This window comes from Bradyrhizobium elkanii WSM2783 (assembly GCF_000472865.1).
GTDB classification, from domain to species: Bacteria; Pseudomonadota; Alphaproteobacteria; order Rhizobiales; family Xanthobacteraceae; genus Bradyrhizobium; species Bradyrhizobium elkanii_A.
Genome location: NZ_AXAP01000130.1, coordinates 1 through 15,249, shown reverse-complemented (window position 1 = coordinate 15,249; position 15,249 = coordinate 1). Strand labels below are relative to the sequence as shown.

At 59.3% G+C, this 15,249-nt stretch carries 14 protein-coding genes and 3 pseudogenes; 5 read left to right on the top strand and 12 right to left on the bottom strand.

Annotation, left to right across the window (positions count from 1 at the left end; all coding sequences use genetic code 11):
- Positions 1 to 249, top strand: a pseudogene (locus YY7_RS55605) (IS256 family transposase); the annotation flags it as partial.
- 39 nt (positions 250 to 288) lie between these two features.
- Here the strand turns inward: YY7_RS55605 and YY7_RS61480 are convergent.
- The gene (locus YY7_RS61480) at positions 289 to 501 is read right to left on the bottom strand and encodes a hypothetical protein (protein ID WP_155255642.1); all 213 of its coding nucleotides are present in this window, start codon (positions 499 to 501) and stop codon (positions 289 to 291) included.
- Between the two features lie 1,216 nt (positions 502 to 1,717).
- Between YY7_RS61480 and YY7_RS55595 the strand changes: the two genes are divergently transcribed.
- From YY7_RS55595 to YY7_RS0146775, 3 genes are all read left to right on the top strand, one after another.
- Positions 1,718 to 2,155: an STAS/SEC14 domain-containing protein gene (locus tag YY7_RS55595; protein ID WP_035692867.1), complete on the top strand. Its 438-nt coding sequence runs from the start codon at positions 1,718 to 1,720 to the stop codon at positions 2,153 to 2,155.
- 1,186 nt (positions 2,156 to 3,341) lie between these two features.
- On the top strand, positions 3,342 to 4,319 hold the full coding sequence (locus YY7_RS57300; RefSeq protein ID WP_028169048.1) for a hypothetical protein: 978 nt from the start codon (positions 3,342 to 3,344) through the stop codon (positions 4,317 to 4,319).
- Positions 4,316 to 4,552, top strand: a complete 237-nt coding sequence (locus YY7_RS0146775) for a hypothetical protein (RefSeq protein ID WP_028169047.1) — start codon at positions 4,316 to 4,318, stop codon at positions 4,550 to 4,552. The genes YY7_RS57300 and YY7_RS0146775 overlap by 4 nt, the downstream gene beginning before the upstream one ends.
- 144 nt (positions 4,553 to 4,696) lie before the next feature.
- Here YY7_RS0146775 and YY7_RS0146770 read toward each other — a convergent pair whose 3' ends face one another.
- The 5 genes and pseudogenes from YY7_RS0146770 to YY7_RS61470 all read right to left on the bottom strand — a co-directional run bounded on the left by YY7_RS0146770 (position 4,697) and on the right by YY7_RS61470 (position 7,746).
- Entirely contained in the window at positions 4,697 to 4,945 is a 249-nt protein-coding gene (locus YY7_RS0146770) for a type II toxin-antitoxin system HicB family antitoxin (protein ID WP_028169046.1), read from the bottom strand.
- On the bottom strand, positions 4,942 to 5,205 hold the full coding sequence (locus tag YY7_RS61475; protein ID WP_130227757.1) for a type II toxin-antitoxin system HicA family toxin: 264 nt from the start codon (positions 5,203 to 5,205) through the stop codon (positions 4,942 to 4,944). Before YY7_RS61475 ends, YY7_RS0146770 begins: the two co-directional genes overlap by 4 nt.
- Before the next feature lie 700 nt (positions 5,206 to 5,905).
- Complete coding sequence (locus tag YY7_RS0146755; protein WP_155255641.1) at positions 5,906 to 6,157, bottom strand: hypothetical protein; 252 nt, start codon at positions 6,155 to 6,157, stop codon at positions 5,906 to 5,908.
- 234 nt (positions 6,158 to 6,391) lie between these two features.
- Positions 6,392 to 6,819, bottom strand: a pseudogene (locus tag YY7_RS55585) (hypothetical protein).
- Between the two features lie 786 nt (positions 6,820 to 7,605).
- Positions 7,606 to 7,746, bottom strand: a complete 141-nt coding sequence (locus YY7_RS61470) for a hypothetical protein (RefSeq protein WP_155255640.1) — start codon at positions 7,744 to 7,746, stop codon at positions 7,606 to 7,608.
- Positions 7,747 to 7,962: 216 nt separating this feature from the next.
- On the opposite strand from YY7_RS61470, the gene YY7_RS0146735 reads away from it, so the two are divergent.
- Positions 7,963 to 8,142 (top strand): hypothetical protein, encoded by a 180-nt coding sequence (locus tag YY7_RS0146735; RefSeq protein ID WP_028169043.1) that lies wholly within the window; start codon positions 7,963 to 7,965, stop codon positions 8,140 to 8,142.
- Positions 8,143 to 8,695: 553 nt separating this feature from the next.
- On the opposite strand, the gene YY7_RS0146730 is transcribed toward YY7_RS0146735, so the two are convergent.
- The 6 genes and pseudogenes from YY7_RS0146730 to YY7_RS62760 form a co-directional block, all read right to left on the bottom strand.
- A complete protein-coding gene (locus tag YY7_RS0146730; protein WP_028169042.1) occupies positions 8,696 to 9,178 on the bottom strand; it encodes a phage terminase small subunit P27 family in 483 nt (160 codons plus the stop codon).
- Positions 9,179 to 9,706: 528 nt separating this feature from the next.
- Complete coding sequence (locus YY7_RS0146725; protein ID WP_028169041.1) at positions 9,707 to 10,099, bottom strand: response regulator transcription factor; 393 nt, start codon at positions 10,097 to 10,099, stop codon at positions 9,707 to 9,709.
- A gap of 39 nt (positions 10,100 to 10,138) precedes the next feature.
- Complete coding sequence (locus YY7_RS0146720; protein WP_245287681.1) at positions 10,139 to 11,632, bottom strand: MASE4 domain-containing protein; 1,494 nt, start codon at positions 11,630 to 11,632, stop codon at positions 10,139 to 10,141.
- A gap of 1,178 nt (positions 11,633 to 12,810) precedes the next feature.
- Complete coding sequence (locus YY7_RS0146715; protein WP_028169039.1) at positions 12,811 to 13,881, bottom strand: IS110 family transposase; 1,071 nt, start codon at positions 13,879 to 13,881, stop codon at positions 12,811 to 12,813.
- Positions 13,882 to 14,290: 409 nt separating this feature from the next.
- Positions 14,291 to 14,593, bottom strand: a complete 303-nt coding sequence (locus tag YY7_RS0146710; RefSeq protein ID WP_028169038.1) for a putative quinol monooxygenase — start codon at positions 14,591 to 14,593, stop codon at positions 14,291 to 14,293.
- A 475-nt stretch (positions 14,594 to 15,068) separates the two neighbouring features.
- Positions 15,069 to 15,249 (bottom strand): annotated as a pseudogene (locus YY7_RS62760) (hypothetical protein); the annotation flags it as partial.

The window sequence follows — 15,249 nt, the reverse complement described above, 5'->3', positions numbered from 1 at the left end:
CATTGGGACCACCTGCGCACATCCAACCCGATCGAAAGCGTCTTCGCCACAGTCCGCCACCGGACCGTCCGCTCCAAGGGAAGCCTGTCGCACAAGACGGCAAGGCTCATGGTCTTCAAGCTCGTCATGAGCGCCGCCAAAACCTGGCGCCGGCTGAAGGGCGAAAATCAGTTGCCAAGGGTCATTGCCGGCGTCAAATTTACCGACGGCGTCGCAGAATCGACGACGCCAGCTAACCGCGCCGCCTGATCGGCCCCATCACCCAATTTCGGCCATAGCTCCTTTGAACTACCCGACGATCACGCGTTTTTCTGCTCCATCCGCTCGCTCGTCGATGGTGTGTTTAAGCTCTTCGGTTGGCTCGCGCTGGCTGCAACGTTCCAACTCGGCGCTGAAACAACTCACAGCATTTTTCTTTGGACCATATGCGTGATAGCCTACGTGATGATCGCTGCATACTTGCAGACGTTCATCAGTTGGGTGTCGCACCTTAAGTTTCATGGAAACGCCAAGCCGATCCGAGATCTGAGGCCCGGAACAAATTCCAAATTGGCCGCTGTTCGCGGTCTAAGCAAGATAGCGGTGCCTATCAATATCTGTTTCTATCTGGATCGCTCTAATCATCGGGATGCAAACCGCAGTTGAAAAATCGGCATCGGCAATCGTGGAATTCCAGAGGTCTGCGAGGGCGAAATAGCAGATCAGGACCACTGGGTCCGGGGCGATCTCGCGACGTCTGGATGCGCGCACCTTGGGATGAGGCGAAGGTATTGCAGCGGCCGTTGCCGGATGACGCACTCAGGATCGTCATGCGCGGGGCCGACAAAGAGGATCGAGCGATGGCAGCATGACCGCGCTCATCCTCTGCCCATGCGGCGTCCCTCCCGCTTCATCGAACCGTGCCAGCCGACGAAGGTGATCCCGCCACCGTCCGGTCCGCTCTGGGGTTCACGAAATCAAGCACGAAGGCTATCGGCTGATGGTGCAGCGCGGCGGGGCACGGGTTCGGCCAACGATGCTGACCTAGATTGATCGGTCAAAGTTAATCCAGATCAATGCTGCGCTCAGTAAGGCCGCAGACGGTGATCATCCCACTACGGCCGTGGAGGTCGCCATGACTAACGCTGTACAAGCTTTTGTTCTCTGCGCAGGAGTTTTTCTGCTTTCGTTTGCCGCCATTGCTGCATTCTGGTTCGCGGAAAGATGGCGACCTGGCAGCGGACCACAGTGGACAACCACGCCAAAGAGAAAGGACTAGCTGACCTAAGCCGTTCGCCAATCCAGCGGCGGCTTTTAGCTCAACGAACGCATGCAGGGCGAGATCGGCGCGGCCATGTTCGAGCACACGCCTGCAAGCTCCGCCTTGAGGGCATCGTATCCAAGCACCGGGACGGGGCGGTCGTCGCACTGGCTATGTGGAAGACCGCTCGGCTAGCCAACCACGCGCCGAGTTACAGCAGTCTCAGTGTGAACGGCTCCGCAGACGGCTACTTTTTTGGGGTCTAACCTTATCCTCCCATGCAAGGAATTTTATTTAAGTTAGGGAGTCCGATTATGGAAACTTCCAAACAAGCACACTCGTTTTTGCGGCTTTCCCAGTTTTGATGGCCGCAGTATTCTACCTGGCATTTGAAGGGGCGGGTGCCGACGCGCTTCTTGCAATTGCAACGTTGGTCCAGTGACACAGCGCCGACCCAAAGCGGCATGAGGTCCAGGCTTGGAAGACGCCGCGCTGCTGGCGGTCTGGTTCTTCTTGCGCCGGGCGGAGCCACCGCTGCAAGGGAGAGCTGCAATGATCCAAACAGAGCTGATCTTTGATCGTGTGCTGAAAATAACCGTGCCTGAGAAGTTGAAGGCCGGGGACTTTCGGCAGCTTGCTCCGCAGATCGATTCCCTCCTCGAGCAGCAGGGCAACATAAGCTTGCTGGTTGACGCCTCGAATTTTGGCGGCTGGGAAGATATCGCTGCGTTCGAGAAGCACATCGGCTTCGTGAAAAATCACCACCAGAAAGTGGAGCGCATCGCCGTTATCGTTGGGCATAGCTGGCAGTATTGGGTCATCGGCACCATGCGGCTATTTCTGCATCCCGAAGTGCGGACCTTTGAAAGAGGCGAAGAACGTGAAGCCTTAGAGTGGATCACCGGGGAAGCCTGAGCGAGCCAGCTGGCTAGAAATCACGGGTGTGTGTGTCGATTTCCCAGCGGGAGGGCGGTTCATTGATATTATCGCGGTCGATCATCAAGGCAAGTACGTCGTGTTCGAGCTAAAAGCCTCGCGCGGTTATGATCGAGTGATCGGCCAACGCTTGCGTTATATGACAACCGCTTCGCCCGCCATGACTCGGGCATTCGCCGCCAGTGCCGGCTGCTAGCCACTAGACCGCATCAAAAAACGGGTCCAAGGACTGAGCCAATCGGTCCGCCATTTGCGTAGCGGTCGGCGTGGACTGCTTTTCGAGAGGCAGCGAGCCGAGAGAAATGACGGCCAGCCCAGTACAGGCGGCAAGAACGGCTATCGCGATCGCAGCGAGATATTTGGTCCTCATAGCGACGGTCCCTTTTATCGTCCCATGAACTAACTGGGCACTCTCTGAAATGGTTCCGAGTGCGATCCCTGTGTCCGTTGGGCTATCGTCTAAGACCCAGCCGACCGAGTCCCGGGTTCTCCGAATGGAACATCGCGTCTCTATCAAGGATCAAGGAACGAAAGCCCCTGCTAGGCTTTAGAAAAGACATGAGAGTCGCTCGCCGGTACTAACACGGCGCAATGTCGCGGATAGCCAAAGGTCGCTAATAAAGACCGGCCAAAAGCGGCGGTCTCCGGTTCCATTCGAATGGCCAGCCGTGCTCGCAAGCAGGAGAGCTAGGGGCGTAGCTCTTCGCTGCTGGGCGCATTCTTGCCCCGAACGAGGCTTCGTTATGCCCAACCGGATTGACATAGACCACAAACACAGCCGCGCCATTGTTCGAGAGATCGGCGAGAGATTGCGTGCGTCGTTGAAACCGGAGCCGGAATTGCCAGCGAGCATTAGAACGCAAATCCACCGGCTCCGCGAATTGGAAGAGCAGTCACCATCGATCATTCCGGCGGCTGAGCGCTGAGACAGGCCTCGCCGCTGAGCCGCTGTGGGACAGCACAGACGGCTCGGCCGAACATGGACGAGCAATGCCATCGGTGAAACGCCGTGCGTCAAGAATTTTGCGTGAGTACGGTGAGGCGCAATCCGAATTGATCGGCAAAACCGTCGTCCTTACCGATGGAGCGGATCGGAAGGATTGCCTCCCTGGCGAATTCCTTTGGTGCTATACTTTAAGCAGTTGTCGCACTGAGGGAGGCATCGATGTCCGGCAAATCGCGATACGGCGGCTTCGGGAGCGTTAACAGACATTACGCGACCGACATCGCGGCCGATAAATCCAGCCGCGCAGCGGCAAACACCGCGGCCGCCAGTGACGTAGCCGTTCAGGCCTCGTGGGCGCAGTATGTTCAGAACCTTGTAACCGAGCAGATCGCAGAGATCCGTGACGGCGTCATCGCGGGATTGCGGGAGGGGATCAGCGAGCAGCGCGACCGCCTGTTCGATGAGACCAACAAATTCCTTCGGCGCGAGTCGGATAGCAATTCAGCGAAAGTGGAAAGGGCGCTGGCCGATATCCGCGCGGCCAAGGCGGAAATGCGGGAAGCAATCCGAACCGAGCTTCGCGCCGAAATGCGCGCTGAGATCGCAGAGCGGACGGCGCTGATCAAACAGCCGGCCGATGGCATACCGGGTCCGCGCGGTGAAAAGGGTGAGCCCGGTTCGCTGCCGATGATCGAGCCGTACACCGCAGGTCGCATCTACTATCGCGGCAACGTGGTGGCCGATCAGACCGGCAGTTATCAGGCCAAGCGCGATACCGCGCAAGCACCGTGTCCGGCGAGCGAGGACTGGACCTGCATGGCGCGGTCCGGCGCCGACGGCAAGGATGGTCGTACAATCCGGTCCCGCGGTACCTACGATGCCGCAAAAACCTATGAACGGCTCGATATAGTTATGCTGAACGGGTCCAGCTTTGTCGCGCAGCGTGACGATCCTGGCCCATGCCCCGGCGAGCACTGGCAATTGTTCGCTTCCGCAGGCAAGCGCGGCCAGCAGGGTCAGAAGGGCGAGCGCGGTGAGCGTGGTCCCGCAGGTCCGCTCGCGATTGTACCGCGGATCGCGCGTTCTGAAATCGATGCCGAGTACAATCTCCATCTCGACTACACCGACGGCTCTCACGACACCATTCCGCTTCGCCCGGCGTTCGAGCAGTTCCAGATGGAGACCGGACGAACATGAAACACGATGCAATCGAGCCTTTCCACCGCGATGACCTGAAGCGCGCCAGAGAACTAACTTATCTCCGCGCATCCGCAGAAGCCTATTTCCTCATGGGCATCAAAGGCTGGAAGTTCGACCACGATACGTTTCGCCTGACGCCGGTCCTGCTCGACGGCAGCGACGGGCCGGTCGCGGAATTGCGGGAGATGTACGCGCACTTTCTCAGAGAGCACGCGCGCAAAGGTAGTTAAGGTACACCCAGGAGCGAGATGTTGCTGCGCGAGCATTCGCGCATCGCCTGACGCGCTGGTACGGGGCAGGCCTCTGTAAGCACTGGGTCAAGGGAAAAACGGCGCACACTCCGCCCATTTGTGGGTTCAGGATCAGCTTTGAGGTTAGTAAATCGCTTTTCGGAATAGACTATCCAGCCGCGTGCTTAACGTCGGCGATGGAATCGGCCGCCCCAACTTGCTCGCCGCTTCGATCCACACCGTGATGGCGTTCTGCGCATTGGCAAAAGCCTCGGCCGGACTTTCACCGTCCGACATGCACCCGGGCAGATCCGGCACCAGCGCGATGAAGCCGCCGCCATCCACCGCTGGCAACGGGCGGATCAGCACGGGATATTCGGTCAGCTGATTCATGAAAGATGCCAGATAAGCTCGAGGAAACGGACAAGGTCAAGGAAACGTACCACACGCCGGATATGTATCGGTTTGACCGATCGTCCGGAAGGAACGGTCATGATGTGATCCAGGCGCTTACCGAACAGCCTGTAGTGCGATCCACTGCCGCGCGCAGCTTCGCACGAGACGTTATACTGTTGGCAAAGCTTCTCCACGTCCTCAATAGTCCAACCGGCTTGCGGGTTTCGCCGCATCCGGTCCAGAAGATCGTCGACCAATGGCTGCTCCCAAAGGAAGGCGGCCAGATCTAAACAAGCACTGGCGCAAAAGCCATTTTAATTGCCGGATTTTCCCGCTTTCCGTCAAGAAGCTGCTTTCGCGGTGCAGCATCAGTTTCTGAAGCGTCCGGGACGGCGCGGGCCGCTGCAACCGCTGGAGATGAAGAATCGGGCCTAACCCGCCTATTCGCAGGAGCAAGATTGATTCTGAACTTTCTGGCCGCCCATAGGCATAAATTGCACTGACGCGGCTTAGCAAAAATCGTCGTTTTCTTCGTCGCTCCAAGCTCCGGCTTGGATGGCAGATGCTGATGACGGCGGCGAGAAGGGTTTGCCCTGCGTATCCCGGAAAGGGCCTATACCACGGCGTGATCGCCGCTGGCGGCCTTTGCGCGGTGATGGGCGGCGTTCGTGGCCCGAGCCATCGGAGAGCCGGCAATGATCCAAACAGCCCCGCCTTCCGAATCGACATAAAAACTCACCCCCCGTATTCCTGATCTTCGCTTTTCTATCTCTAAAGAACCCGATCCGCATCGTCAGCTTCAACACCGCCGAAGGCTGGTCGCGCGATGCCTCGGAGGAGATCGCCGCCGAGCTGAGCCAGCGCTGCGCCGAGATTCCGGAGCCCTTGGCAGCGTTCCTCGGCCGCTATGGCGAGCCGCCCGCAATCCAGCTGGCGCTGCCGATGCAGCTGTAGCCGTCAGCCCTGACTTGCGGCCTCGTCCATCTCCTCCCAATCTCGCTTCAGCTTCGCGGCGATCTCATCAATCATAGCAAAGGCATGCCCCTTCGTGGTCGTCGCAAGCCAGACGTTGAAGGTGATATGGCTAGCGCAGAGATCGATCAGCTCGCGACGCTCGTCCTCGCCGAAGACGTGATGGCTTGCCGCGTTAAGCGCGTCATTGCCGAGGCCGAGCACGGCACTCTTCAATTTGGCGTAGGTCATCGACACGTCGGCCGCCGAGCAGCCGCATGGTTTCGCAATCGCATGGTTACTCTTTCTTTGATTGGGTCGGTTTAATTGTCCATTTGCGTTGTGTGCACTGCACTGCCGCTGCACCAGCGTCGCTCGCGGGATCGTGCTTGCGGCGGCGACATTGTCGGGAATTGATCCATGCAATTGGAAATTGACGAGCAGGCCGTTTTCGTCGCACCGGAGCTGGACATTCCATCCGTTTGCGCCAGCTTAGCGATCCTCCTCGCTCGGGTGCACCCATTATAGGGTGAGATCTGACCCTGTTCGGTGAGTTTGATCATGTGCACGGGCGGCGCGGCGCTCCCCTTGCGGCAGTGGCGACACTTCAGCGAGGCTTCCAGTTTCCAGATTGGCGTATCGCGTGGCCGGCGGATGCAATCCAGCGGAATGCTCGCGCGGGTCTTGCAGCGGTTGCACTCGACCTCTAGCCAGGACAGGCCGCCGTTGAGGCATTGGCCGATGGTCGGCGACGGCTGCGCCGGGCCGCCGTAACCTTCCATCCGAACGGACCATGCCTCGGCCTCGGCGCGGTCGGCCGCCTTGATCGCCTTGGTCGTCTCCTCGCGGGCGTGCTTGGCGCGGAGGGCGGCGCCCATGATCTGGCCGCCCCAGATGACCTCACGCGATTTGGTACCCATGCCGGCAATTACAGCGAGTCACGGCCTGGGATTCAATCCACTAGGACTGGCGTCGGTCGGTCGGTCGAGCCCAAACCTCGGTCAATAGTGCTGCTGCTGGGCGACAAATAAAGAGCCCCCGGCTTCCATCGGGGGCTCCGCAGGGTGTCGTCTTCAAGTAGGCGCCAAATGTGAAAAGGGGCATCTCCACATTCAGCACGAGCAAGTGTGCCATGCCGAGGCCTGAGATCAAATAACTTGGGTTAGGGTGTGGCGGCGATGGGGGCCGGTGATTGCCCTTCGCCATGTCGTGGCGGTAGTGCCCCGTCGAGGCGGCTCTTAACCTAGGTGGTTGATGGTGCCGGTTGGCATGGCACCCTTACGGCGCTGGTGGATAGTCCGCTAGGCGCGCCAACGTGCTGACGAATGGGACCAGATGAATTCGAAAAATTGGGAAGGTGCCATTCAGATGCTGGTTTAGGCCATTGAGGAAATTGCGAAGACCGGCAACAAAAAGGCCGAGCACCACGCGCGTCTGGCGTTGAAGCACCTTCGGCCTTCAGGCGACGAACGCACAGTATCTTAGTCAAGCTGCTTGACGCAGGCCGTTGCGTCGATCTCTTCCAGGACCAGATTCGAAGTGACTTTTCCGCGTAGCGTTTCGTCGACGGACACGTCATCGCCGAGTTGCAAGCACTTTCCGAACCATGGCGTCTGCTGTCATCGGCCTGTGCTCGGCAAGAATTTTTGCGACCATCATCAGCCGCGTGCGGCTCAATTCAACCTCGTGAAAGCCATCGTAACGGGCTATCGCCAGAACACAGCAAACGCGGCCATCATGGCCGCCGCCACGCAGGCGAGCCCGACAATATAGGGCATGTCGCGTTTCTCGCGCGGCGTCATGATCACTTCCTCTCGTTGCCTTAACCCGAACCAGCGCTTGCTCATCCATTCCCGTCGGCCAGAGCGTGCTGCCCCGACGCGACTGGAGCGACGCGCCGGGGCTGCGCTCCTCTTCCGGCCGACCACGGACTGAGGGTCGAGACAATCGGCCGAGAGGTTGCCTGCTGAGCCATGCGCGGTCTGGGGCGGAAAGTCTGTGCACTTGTGCACCCAGGACTCAGATTTTCGGGAAAAGCTAGTAATTTGTCCTAAGGTGGCAGGATGAAGCACTACAGCGTTTATGCGATCGGAGCGGATGGAGTGATTTCCATGCGCATCGATCTTTGTCTTGCAAATGATGACGATGCGAAGAAACGAGTGCAGCTAATTGCATCACAATATCGGGAGGTTGAGCTGTGGCAAGGTGCGCGAATGATCGCGGAGTTCAAGCGACCGCATTAAAAGGGAAAGCCCCCGGATGAGGGATATCTCTTCGGGGGCAGCAATCAGTCTTCACGCAGGTTGGGGCGCTGAAAGAGAAACGGGAATATCTCAACCAGCCGGGGCGAGGTGCCATGCCGGCTGGTGAGATCAATAACTTAAGTTAGCAGAGGCGTTTGATGCTGCCGCTCGCTCACAGTTTCCATGGTCGCGCGCCGAGGCGCATGTGGGCCGAAACGGTTTGCTTCTGAACGCACCATATTCAAGCCTTTCCTCGAACTTCGGCGGCACGTCGTCGAGCATGCGGGACCGCCTCGCCGCATCTAGACATCCGCTGATCCGATACCTGGCCATGGCGATCGGGAATTTCTGGTCGAATGCTGGAAGCAGTGTTTGGCCGAAACGATAGCAGATGTTGAGGTAGCAAGGGTCCGGCCGAGAGCTAATCTCTTGACGGCAGTCATGGAGAAAAGCTGCGATGGCGCTGCCGTCAAACTCCGCCGCTCTTCGAGCAGTCCAGGTGCGAGCGCGATGGATAAGCCCGGCGAGCCCGGAAGCTCGATCCTCGACAGTCTCAGCCGAGCAGCCCGTCGAACTTCGATGGCGGTGGCGGCGGCGTAATGCCGCTGAGCCGCAACCTCCCACTCGGCGTCAGGCCGAACTGAGCGCCGAGGCGCTGCATATCGGCCATCGCTTGGCTCGCGATGCGCAGCAGCGGGTTCGTAACCTGACTGCCTGCGCTGCCCTCGATCGTCAGCGCATGGCCACGCTCATCCTGCTCTGCCATGCGCTGGATCGCCTCCTCGGCCTGTCTGAACTGAGCGGTGGCGGCGCAGTAGGCGGCAAGCGGGCCGACATCGAGGACGGTCAAGAGATTCAGCCGATGCAGCTCAGGCGCGATCTGCTGCCATACTTCCTTCGCGTAGGCGTTCAGATGGTCTGGCGGCGGAGGGCATTCTTCCGCGCGTGCAGGCTCCGGCGGAACGCGGAGGCGGCGCTTGCCGGGGTTGCCCCTGAGCAGGCGGAGATGCGGATGTTCGGGCGGCGGACCGGGCATAAAATCCCTCCGTTAACTCGTGATGACGGACAGATTACCACAGTTAGCGTCGCGCGGAGATCGCAATCAGGCCGAGCCGAGTCCACTTATGAGGTCACAGGAGAAAGGCACATATGAATGCATCGGCCAATGTCTGCCCCTGAGGGATGACCGGGCATGAGGCGGACTTGGCCTGATGTCGCACTTTGACCCTGGCTGTGTAAAAACGCAAAGGCGCTTGATGGCAATCCATAGGCGACCTCGGTCAAGCCCATGAGCCAAGGTTGCATGCCTTGCCCACTGGAGAGTGCGATGAGAATGTTCCTGCTTGGAGCGAGCGGCAGAACAGGAAACTTGGTCATTGAGCGGGCTCTCGCGCGGTCACGAAATCACGGCAGTCGTACGCTCCGCGCTAGTCGAGGAACCGCGCGATCACTTACGCATCGTCGTTCGGAATCCGTCGCGCCCCGATGATTTGGCACCGAACCCTTGCAGACCATGACGTCGTGATTTCCTCCCTCGGTCAACGCTCCCACGTGACTGTGATCATCATGAACGATATTCATCTGGCTTGGCCCGCTCCAGAGCCGACGAGATGCATCCAAGCAAAGCATCCTCATCACACGGCTTGGTCAGGTAGCAAATGATGCCATCAGCCAACGCACGAGCCCGAACGCTGTCGTCTAGGTGAGCGCTGATCAGGATCGTTGGAATGGCATAGCCCGATTCCACCAACCGGCGATGCAGCTCAATCCCGGTCATTTGCGGATAATGGAGGTCCACGATCAGGCAGGACGTATTGCGAACATTCGGGGAGGACAAAAAAGCCAGCTCGGATGCGAAGGCCTCGACCGTGAACCCCCAAGATTTCATCAGACGCGCTACAGCCTCGCGAAAGTCCTCATCATCATCGATGATCGAGATCAGGGTCTCCGTAGGCAATTCGGCCTCCTGCATCTTTCAAGAGTAGCACCGCGCATGCTAGTGCTCCCGGTGGGCGGGCAGCGTGAAGTGAAAAATGGCACCTCGGGGCAGATTGGCGGTCACCCACAACCGCCCCCCATGGGCCTCGATGATCGACCGGCAAATCGACAGCCCCATCCCCATCCCGTGCACCTTGGTCGTAAACTGCGGTTTGAATATCAGATCGATAGCGCTCGGCTCGACACCCTTCCCCACGTCTTCCACCGACACCATCAGACTGCCGGAGTCGTAGACTTTAGACCTTAAGGAAAGTACCCGGTCCCCATCTTCAGTGGACATTGAATCGATCGCGTTCGTTATCAAATTCACGAGCACCTGCTGCAGCTGAACCTCGTTGCCCTCTATCGGTGGGAGCGATTGGTTGTAGTCGGTTTGAACCGCTACCCGATGCCTCCGCAGGTCGTCGCGCACGAGCGCCAGAGCTTCGCGGATCAGATTGTTGACGTCGAGCGAAGTCCGGGTTCGTGCTTCCGTCTTGAAGAGCGTCCGAATATTCTCGATCACCGCGCCCACACGGTGCCCGTTGTTCACGATTTGCTGTAATGCGACTTTGGCCTCATCGATGTTGGGCGTCGCGCGATCAAGCCAGCGCAGGCTCGCACTGGCCTCCATAGTCATCGCCGACAATGGCTGCTTGATCTCGTGCGCAACGGTGGCTGCGACCGCGTCCCCCGTCAGCAGACGCACCTCGCGCTCGCGGCGTTGGGCAAGGACTGCGCGCAGCAGTTCACCGTATAGCATCGTCACTTCTTTCATCAGGATGAGCAGCACAAGGCTGCCGGAAAGCACGCCGTAAACTCGCCCGGCATACCAGCCGACGCTAAAGCGGTACGGGATAGGAAAGGCGGTGAGGGCGATCTCAATGATGTATGCGAACAAGACCAACATCAGCCAGAGATCGAGCACCGAGCGGTGCCGCAGCCATAGCAAGACAAGCGCGACGACGAATAATCCCGCCATCGGTCCGACCGCGTAGTACCAGAGATAGGAAACCTCCGCCGTGTCGAGCATGATGCGCGGGAGGAGCGCATGGCCTGCTGTAACGAAAACTGTTGCGCAACAGACGAGCGCAGTAACTGATCCGACAGTCGTAAGGACCCTCGCACGAATGGAGCGTGGCGACAGCCACTCCATCGGATCGGCATCCTTCAGCAGTGTATAGACGATCGCGAACAGGGCGAAGCCCACGTGCGACAGGACATAGAGCCAAACCGTACTCTGGAGGCCGCCGCCAAGGCCGCCCTCCGGAGCCAATACGCCTGGAAATGTGAGCGTCCAAGGAATTGCGATGAGCGCCGTCAGGAAATAGCCATTCGCCAGTGCGAGGAGCGCATACGAGCGTAGGACGGAAAACTGCGCGAAGAGCAGGGCTGCGGTGATAGAGTCGATGACGAAAATCGCAGTGCCGTAGGCGGGTATAAACGCGTCAACCCGCCTCAGTGGTAGTCCCGAGAGCGGGCCTGCCACGATGACAAAGACAACGAGCAGCACTAGCACAACGCCAAGCGCAAATCGCCTTTGAGCGACGCTGGGCGAAAGATTCGAGAGTACTAACTCATGCGCCTGTAATCCGGCCGCTGACCTTTCCATGAACATATTCGCCTCACGTCGAAAGCCCGCGATGGGCGGCAATTTCGAGTTCGCCGGCCTCTAATTCGAAATCAGACTTCCAGAATGTGGTGCCTTTCCTACCCACCATTTGCCCGACGAGATCGTCCGATCTCACTAGCCCGAAGTCGCAGGCGCCTCGACCATAGTCTAATGCTAGCGATCACCTTCGCCAATGCCGGCACGACGCGAGTGCAATTGAGCGATATGGACGTCTCTCTGACCTGACCCCGCCGAAAGATGCGCAGCCCGCTAATGAAGTTGAGTGGAAGAGGCCCCGGATGTGCACGGGGGAAAGGACACGAGAGCTTCACTCGGGGCCCGCTCGCGCCGGAGGTGGGCTGACCAGGCGGGGTCTTTAGCTAGCTCAACCGCAAATGCGGATATCGTTTCTAAGTCCGCTCCTGCCTACGCCCGAACGGAGCCAGCGTCGTAGGCCCCGGAGCGGCGACTTCCCTCGCTACCCTGGCCGACTGGTGGAAACATCACTCCGCGGCGCCGGACCGTAAGCCGTGTCCGGTCGAATTAGCACCGGGAGTCGGCCCTGGCGGACAAGCCGACAATAAGAGCCGCCTATGGGCGGCGCTGCACGGCGCTATTGGCCAATGTCCGGAATTGGCCCGAATGTATGGTCCGGCCGTGCGTTGCAAGAGGTTTCGTCAACCTGGCAGATGTGGTCTTGCATCAATGTATCCGGCCTCTGCTTGGAGCGCGTTGTGCTCCGGGCCATCATGGATATCAGCGCGCATGCGATCTTATCATGCGACAGGCCTCGACCGGGCCATTCGGGCCACCAGTGTTCGCATGCGCCGGGAAGACCGATCCTCCATCGTCGTCTCATCCTCTCGCAGACCTCGGCGGGCAGACTAAACTACATCATCGATAGCTCCTCATTTGTGCTGTTCCTTTGTTCGTGCCTGGCGGCCGTTCCTTCGTCCCGGCCTGCGCGCGTGGAGACGCGCCGCGCGGAATGTCTTGTCAAGGCTGGCCGTCGCGCAGGCCTCGCCTCTTGCGTCGTGATGCCAGGCCACGCCTTGACGGGACCGAGCACGGCGCGAGGGTTACGCTGGACGGGACGCCATCGCATCGGTCTTGTCGCACGTGAAGGCGCGCCCCTTGTGGAGAACCACCCAAGCGATGCGGGCGAGCTTGTTGGCCAGCGCAATGGCAAGCACGTTGTGGTGCAGTCGCTTCTTCGCCGCCTCGATCCAGGATTTGAGCCCATAGCGCTCCCAATGTTTTGGTCCGAGCTTGACCAGCACGACCCAGGCTGCCTGAACGAACAGAGTGCGCAGATAGCGATTGCCTCGCCTTGATATGCTGCCGAGGATAGTCCGGTCTCCCGTCGAGATTTGTTTCGGTACCAGCCCGAGCCAGGCGCCGAAGTCACGGCCTTTGGAGAACACCTCTCCGGTGCCGATCGCGGCCACCATCGCGCTCGAGATGATCGGACCGATGCCGGGCACCGTCATCAGCCGCTCGCAGTGCTGATCCTGATGGGCGAGCGTTTCAATCTCGCCGGAGAGGCCTTCGATGCGTGCATCCAGGTGGCGCCAGTCTGCTGACAGATCTTCGAGGATGCGCACAATGCGAGGCGAGAGCACATCGGTGCACGTTGCGAGGATCCCCGGCAACTCGGACCGCAGGAAACGCAACCCTTGCCGCACCGCAACGCCTCGCTCCAGCAGGAAGGCGCGGATCTGATTGATGATGCCGGTACGCTGACTGACCAAGCGCTCGCGGACGCGGTGCAGGGCCTGCAGGTCAAGTTGGTCCGCGGTCTTGGTCGCAACGAACTTCATGGTCGGGCGTTGCACCGCCTCGGCAATCGCCTCCGCATCGCGGAAGTCGTTCTTCTGTCCCTTCGAATACGGCCGCACGTATTTGGCTGGCATCAGCCGAGCATTGTGGCCGAGTAGCTGCAGCTTGCGGCTGAGATGATGTGCGCCGACGCAAGCCTCCATGCCGACCAGGCACGGTGGCAGGTTGGCAAGTCGCGCGTCGACCTGGCCACGCGACCATTTCTGCCGCAGCACGATCGCACCACGGCGATCGTGTCCCACGACGTGGAATGAGTTCTTGCCGATATCGATGCCAACCACGGCGATTGCGCTGCTAGATTTCTGAGACATGGCGTGCTCCTTGTCTTCGCTGCCCCCGAGCCAGCTTCTGTCACTGGCGGGGCTGGAGCACGGCCGGACCATCCCATTATGCGAAGTCCGCGCGGGAGCGGAAATGGTCTGCTTATCGCGGTAGATCGGAAGTTACTGGTCGACCTTCCAATCGGCGCTTTCCCTTGGCTGTGTAAAAACGCGAAGGATCGAAACGCGACTAGAATTACATTCTTCAGTTCGTTCTTTAAGTTGAGTGCGCCTGCGAGTTTGAGGGCTAAAAGAGTTTGGACGAATAACTTCTTCTATCGTCATAAGCGTCGTGGCGTTTTCACACAGCCAAGACCATAGCGGACTCCCGTCTTAAGTTTAGGTTCAGCAAATCCGCGACGCTAGAAGCTTGGCCATCGAATGCGCGCCGTCTTGGACTTTACTTCGGAGGCTTTTGGGCCAGGATGTCTATCTTGTGAATCGTCGGCGATTTAGCCAACAGCTCATCGGCTTTTGCCATCAGCGCCGCTGCGACCTTACCATTTAGATGTGCATCGCGGCCGGACTCGTCATTGAATGTGTCGAAGATGGCGAAGGACGAGGGACCTTCCTGAATCGCGAACCAACTGACGGTGCCCGGTTCAGCGTCTACCAACGGCAGCGCCGATTTCAGGAATTCCGCAACTTCCTTTTCCTTGCCTGGCTTGGCTTCAAGGGGAACATAGAGAGCAACCTTAGACATCGTTTACTCCACAATGCTGTTTGACACGGGCGACGGGGCACCGCCGGTAAAAGGACGTATCGAGATTGACGATTGACTTCCAATCACGGTTCCGTTTGATCGCATCGCAGGAGCTGCGCTCTCTCAGCTTTTCGGTGGGCGCTATGAGCATGCCGACGCGCGGGCTCTACCTGTGGAACGAACTTAGCGGACCTATCGCTTCCGCACTCCGATGTTCGCTCTGGGGGGCAACCCGAAGACCACAACTAACGGCGTGATGTCGGCTTTCTGGGGTAGATCGGACAGGGCCTGTGCTGGCCTTCGACCGCGGCTTTTGGTGGAGTCGAGATGTGGCGCGGTGGCTTTAGGCTGCACATATCCGTTGCCGCCTCTTTCGTCTGGCGGTGCCTTAGTGGTGTAGCCNTGACTCCGTTTCCACATCCCGCTCGTCGAACCGGACAGGCAGATCTCCCGCATCCGGCTCTCGGACAAGAGCTCACGCCTTCGCCCACGGCCGGTCGCGGCCAAGCGCGGTTAGACGTACGAGCCCAAAGTGCCCGTAAAGGTGCGAGAGTGGATAGGTCCCGCCCTTGCGTCGTCTGACCTTGTGCTTGATGCGCAACCACCGGCGCAACCGCACAGCAGTGTAGTTGTCGATCGCGCGATACGCTTTGGTG

What these genes read in the sequence shown, in the direction of transcription:
- YY7_RS61480 (WP_155255642.1), bottom strand. Translation starts at nt 501, where the DNA reads ATGAAACTTAAGGTGCGACACCCAACTGATGAACGTCTGCAAGTATGC.
- YY7_RS57300 (WP_028169048.1), top strand. Translation starts at nt 3,342, where the DNA reads ATGTCCGGCAAATCGCGATACGGCGGCTTCGGGAGCGTTAACAGACAT.
- YY7_RS0146775 (WP_028169047.1), top strand. Translation starts at nt 4,316, where the DNA reads ATGAAACACGATGCAATCGAGCCTTTCCACCGCGATGACCTGAAGCGC.
- YY7_RS0146770 (WP_028169046.1), bottom strand. Translation starts at nt 4,945, where the DNA reads ATGAATCAGCTGACCGAATATCCCGTGCTGATCCGCCCGTTGCCAGCG.
- YY7_RS61470 (WP_155255640.1), bottom strand. Translation starts at nt 7,746, where the DNA reads ATGAGCAAGCGCTGGTTCGGGTTAAGGCAACGAGAGGAAGTGATCATG.
- YY7_RS0146735 (WP_028169043.1), top strand. Translation starts at nt 7,963, where the DNA reads ATGAAGCACTACAGCGTTTATGCGATCGGAGCGGATGGAGTGATTTCC.
- YY7_RS0146730 (WP_028169042.1), bottom strand. Translation starts at nt 9,178, where the DNA reads ATGCCCGGTCCGCCGCCCGAACATCCGCATCTCCGCCTGCTCAGGGGC.
- YY7_RS0146715 (WP_028169039.1), bottom strand. Translation starts at nt 13,881, where the DNA reads ATGTCTCAGAAATCTAGCAGCGCAATCGCCGTGGTTGGCATCGATATC.
- YY7_RS0146710 (WP_028169038.1), bottom strand. Translation starts at nt 14,593, where the DNA reads ATGTCTAAGGTTGCTCTCTATGTTCCCCTTGAAGCCAAGCCAGGCAAG.